General features: G+C 47.3%; 4 protein-coding genes. All 4 read right to left on the reverse strand.

Annotation, left to right across the window (positions count from 1 at the left end):
• Positions 1-289: 289 nt before the first annotated feature.
• Positions 290-868, reverse strand: a complete 579-nt coding sequence (locus JW883_02960; GenBank protein ID MBN1841226.1) for a PEP-CTERM sorting domain-containing protein — start codon at positions 866-868, stop codon at positions 290-292.
• Between the two features lie 1196 nt (positions 869-2064).
• Complete coding sequence (locus JW883_02965; protein MBN1841227.1) at positions 2065-2802, reverse strand: glycosyltransferase family 2 protein; 738 nt, start codon at positions 2800-2802, stop codon at positions 2065-2067.
• 5 nt (positions 2803-2807) lie between these two features.
• Positions 2808-4376 carry a glycosyltransferase family 39 protein gene (locus JW883_02970; GenBank protein ID MBN1841228.1) on the reverse strand — a complete coding sequence of 523 codons (1569 nt, stop codon included), beginning with the start codon at positions 4374-4376 and terminating at the stop codon, positions 2808-2810.
• Between the two features lie 374 nt (positions 4377-4750).
• Positions 4751-4933, reverse strand: a 183-nt coding sequence (locus JW883_02975; GenBank protein MBN1841229.1) for a hypothetical protein, incomplete at its 5' end; no start/stop codon positions are given.

A 4933-nucleotide genomic window follows, 5' to 3' on the forward strand; every position in this document is an offset into this window, starting at 1 on the left:
AGAACCCTTTTGGGTGGAGCAGTTTTCCAATCAAGTCTGGTGGTTTTCCCAACCCCTTTGCTGGTTCACCGCTCCAACCAACTTTTAAGAAGGGCGTGGGGTCAAGTCTGCTCTTGACTCTTAGTGACCCTGGGACATGGCACATTTAGGCTGGTTTTGATAAGGATATTCCTCCGCCGACTTGAGAGTGATTTTTTCGACAAAAAAAACGGCTAGCAAATATACAAAAATCTGCTAACCGTTTGAAATTATTTTTTTAACGCAAAGGCGATTTGACTTCCCGGGTATTCTAATTGAAAAGCTTCTTCTTCAAAGCAACCCCAGCCAAACCGATAAGGCCGATGCCTATCAACAGCATTGACGCAGGCTCCGGAATTACATTGTCAAGATTCGGCCTGGTTGTTGTTGTCAAGCCGGCTATAAAACCTTCATCAAGTGGGAACCATGTGGTGAGTTCCAATCCTTCGATCAACTGGTTTCGGAAGTCCTCCGGCAGGGGCGTCACCGCCGTGGTCGTCGTGTACGTAGTGGTCGTAGTAACCCCCTGGTCGGGCACGGTGAACATAAACTCACCGTTCGATATCGCCCAGCCTATTGCCTCGCCTATGGTAGTAGTCATGGGAAAATTTGCAGGCAGAGTGGTGGTGATGTACGAAGTGGCAGTGGATCCGGATGGTAATGTGGATGTAAATGTCGCCCCTTCCATAAGGTCGTCCCAACCTCCTGCAGGGAGCGTTGTGGTGACGGTTCCCTGATCGTCCGGCAAAACAGTCAAAAACTCTGTAAAGTTATCGGTAGAAATCGCCCCGGCCAAGGTGGCCGTGAAGAAGAGGAACGCGGCCACGCAAAAGATGGAAAGTTTTTTCATGATTTTCCTCCCTTCGCTAAGAGCTTTCTATCTATTTACTCTCCTTCCTCACCTAAACACATAGAGCTGGTCAGCCTTGTCCGAATTAGGTTTTTCAACTTTGGCTTTGATCGTTGAGTGAATGCCGGAATGATTTATTTTACCCTAACGTTGCAAAAGTCGAGGATGCTGCAGATCCAAGGCATCGAGGGTGAAGCCGTAGTAGTCTACCGCGAACCTTCGATAACGCAGGAGATGCGGTATCCTCGGCTTTCCCGAAGGGTAAAAAACATGGCATATTTTTCTCTATCCCAGGAATGCACCATTTGTTTCATCTAGAAAGGATGCCGACTCTTCCCAACCGTCCTGCTGTTATTGCTTTTTGAAAATCCTTTTCATGTTTTTTATGCAATGTTGGGGTTTATCTTCTCTAGCATGTGCCGCACCTGATGACTGCAGAAATGTCTATGGTCCCTTAAATTAGCAATGATCCGATCCCATTGGCATTGGTCGCCCCGAATAATGTCCCCAGCAGAATCTCATCCGGACACATCGCCTTTCCCTGAACCTCCTCCTCAACAATGCACACCCCTCACTCCAATTCCTAAAAAGAGCATGCTTGTGTTTTCCCTAATCAGTGAAGATGAGGTTACCTATAGATCCTAAAGCAAAATTCATGCTGGATGAGCAATCGACCCACGCCCAATAATTTCAGGGGCTTAGCGGTCTCCCAAGAGGAGTCAGAAGGAAAATGAGAAATTGTTTGCCATCGGACAGGGTAAAACATTTCTAATTATTGGCAAAAATTTACACATCAAGACCCCCTCCCTCACCCTTCAAATGGGCTCTGGGTGGCTAAGTAATTCGCAACAGCAGGCCCCTCTATCCCGAAGGGGATGAAAACACAAAGAATTAGGAGGAAACTTTATGAAAAAGCTATGTAACTACTCAGCCAGATAGGCTGTAGGCATTTAGGCTGTGAGGTTTCGCAGCAAGGGAACATGCGTAATCGTAGGAAACTGAGAGCACTACCCGCTTGGCCTGTCAAAGCGCCTGGGGTATTCTTATGAACGTGAAATTTCTAGCTGTGAATCAAAAATTTTGGAAGCCGAGAAGGTTTAGGGCGCCCTGCTTCGATCCATGCGCGGATAGCGAAGGGTTCGAAAACTAATAGCCTTTAGCCTACAGCCTAACCAACCTGAATAGTTACAAAGTTATTATAGAAGCGCATGGTTTTTCGAAGACCGCATGAATGAATCTTTCTCTGCAATCCTATACCTTGTAAGCGTATACAAGTACCGTATTCCATCGCGCCACCTTATTTTCTTCCCCTCATTGTACGAACGAGGGGAATAGCTCACAGGCACCTCAATGATGTGATATCCAAGTCTCAGAAGCTTTGCCGTGATTTCCGGCTCGTACTCAAATCCGGTAGCCTCCAGTTTTATTTTCTTAATGATTTCTGTCCTGATGAGCTTGTAGCACGTCGCCATGTCCGTTAATCTGGACCGGAAAAGCAGATTGGTATACAGGGTCAATACCCTGTTGACCAGCAGTGTCAACCAGGGGATACCGCGCATCTTATTATCCGCCAATTTAAATCTTGATCCATACACTATCTGGGCATTTTCTTCCCTCATGCGTTTTGACATCTCTATGATGTCGGTAGGATCAAGCTCCAGATCCGCATCTTGAACAATAAAACAATCTCCCTCTATGTGTTCCAGTCCGCGCCTGATCGCCACCCCTTTCCCACGATTCTCGGGTAAACGGATGACCTTGAAAGCGTTGCCTTTTCTCAAGGCCTCTACTATTTTGCCTGTTCCGTCTGTTGATCCGTCGTTTACCAGGACGACCTCTGTTTCAAAGGGAAACTCAAGGCCTTTCAATTTATCTAGGACCAAGGCCACGGTCTTCTCTTCATTATAGACTGGAATAATAATTGAGAGCTTCATGGTCTCTAGTATCGTTCTTTGTAGTAGGGAGCCAGTATCGCAACCCCATGGGGGAAGTTGAATACAGCTATCAAATGATCAAAATAAAACTTTATAAAATGCCTCGGATCATTCGGGCTGAAGACGGCGGGCCCTTCGATGAGCCTTTGGGCAATCGGGAATTTGCTGAGTGTAAAGATTGGCGTGGGGGTCACGGGCAAGGGGCGATGACTCAAGATGTAGGCTGCGACCATGTAATGCCACAATGCCTCTTCGATTTCCTTCTTTCTTGCAAGGGACATGGCGTAATTATTGTGGGCTCGCCAAGAAAGGGGCTCAACACCTACAGCATACTCAAAAAGGGTGATATTGTCTCTCCATTGCTTTCCTACATGCCAGCTTTGCAGAAGAAAAAGGCCTGCCACCAGCGTGAACCCGATCCAGCGGTAAACGGGCCTTTTGAGGATGACAAACAAAAGGGCGGCGGTTATTGCGGAGCCGGCAATCGATGAGGAGTACAGCAATCTCTCTGCAAATTCCGTATTCACACACACGACGAGACTGGATTGTATAAACGCAGGCCCGACGAGCAGCGCTATTCCGGAAATCCAGGCGATGTTATGGGTTTCGACAGCCCTCAAAAAAAAGGCACAGCAAAGGATGAGAAGCAGTACGGCAAGTAAGGAATACGGCAGCAAAGTGGAGAGGCTCAAATCAACCGCAGCATAGTCATGGCTGGGGGTTAGCCCAACAGGGATGAAACACATACTGATCGACCGGCCAATGATATAAAGTCCGTGCAGGGTTCTCTCAAAACCCGTTGCGCAATATGCCAGGTTGTTGATCGGATTTCTTCCTCCTCGCTCAATCAATATCTGGAAGACTATTATAGCCACACCAATGAGGAGAGCAGGAAAGCTTTTAGCCAAACGTTCCCCCCAGGTTGTCTGGCCTTGGACCCATGCGATCACAATAATAATGCCGCAAAAGATTACAGCCGTCTCTTTTGCAAGGCACGCCAGCCCGAGAACGATAACGAGAAGGATTGATTGACGCCATCTTCTAACATGAGCAAGCGCAATCCAAATCCCAACCATCCCGAGCATTGTCGACACGATGTCTGCCTGTGAAACAAGCGAGCCTAACACCTCAGAATGAATGGGATGTACCGAAAAGAGAATCCCCGTCATGAACAGGATACTTTTATTCGACAAGAGCTTTTTCCCGACGGCTAGAACCGTCATTGTCGTCAGGAGATGAAGCACCAATGTCGCCACACGAAACGGCACGGCTGAACCGTCGCCCAACTTCCATATATATTTCCACGCAATGGGAAGAAGCGGTCTCCACACCAGTACTCTTGATGGTTGAGAGAGAGGGGTTCCGCAGAAATCACGCTGTAAGGCTTCTCCCAATGAAAGACCTTGTGTAACAATTGGATTATTAGATATGGCAATTGAATCATCGGAAACGAAGCCTGCGTCAATAACCACCAACCCGACGAGCACCGAGAGGAGTGCAGGAAACAACCAGAACATCGTTTTCACTAAGACGGGCAGGTAGAGAGAAGATAGAGATTTTTGGAGTTGTTTCATTTTGCCTGCAGGGGCGCCTTTCAAAATCTGGGGCTAAAGAAAGAGGCATTTGAAAAACAGCCTGATCTCACCATCCAGTTGGTTCATTTTTCGCTACGGTAGGCAATGGCTTCTCATTATCACATCATTGAATCAAAAGCCAAGGGAAGAAGCATGGGGTCACCCATTAATAGGCCCTCTGTCAATGAAAAAACCTCCTCCTTTACCAAAAAAAAATGACTTTTCTGGCAGGGCATGGGGTCAGGCATGGGGTCAAGTCTGCTCTTGACTCTTAGTAGCCCTAAGCGTGGAATCTTTCAGCCAAGTTTTTGAAATTTCGAGGCATTTAAGAAGTGTCCGCGACCCGCCCTGGACGCAAACCGAAATATCTTCCTTCAGGCTTCGACGTGATTGCACGATATTGACATGCGACTGGCTAGATATGATGCCAAGAAGAAGGAAAACCCCTGCACAATGGCTTGGAGGTTGGATGCAGTGGTGAAGCTTGATGAGTAATATTTTTTTCCTTGAATGGCCACATGTACCCTCTCCTTTCGCTGCCAGAATTTTCCAGATAA

Source organism: Deltaproteobacteria bacterium (assembly GCA_016930875.1).
In the GTDB taxonomy this organism is placed as follows: domain Bacteria; phylum Desulfobacterota; class Desulfobacteria; order Desulfobacterales.

Coding starts and splice junctions, on each gene's coding strand:
- JW883_02960 (MBN1841226.1), bottom strand. CDS start 868: ATGAAAAAACTTTCCATCTTTTGCGTGGCCGCGTTCCTCTTCTTCACG.
- JW883_02965 (MBN1841227.1), bottom strand. CDS start 2,802: ATGAAGCTCTCAATTATTATTCCAGTCTATAATGAAGAGAAGACCGTG.
- JW883_02970 (MBN1841228.1), bottom strand. CDS start 4,376: ATGAAACAACTCCAAAAATCTCTATCTTCTCTCTACCTGCCCGTCTTA.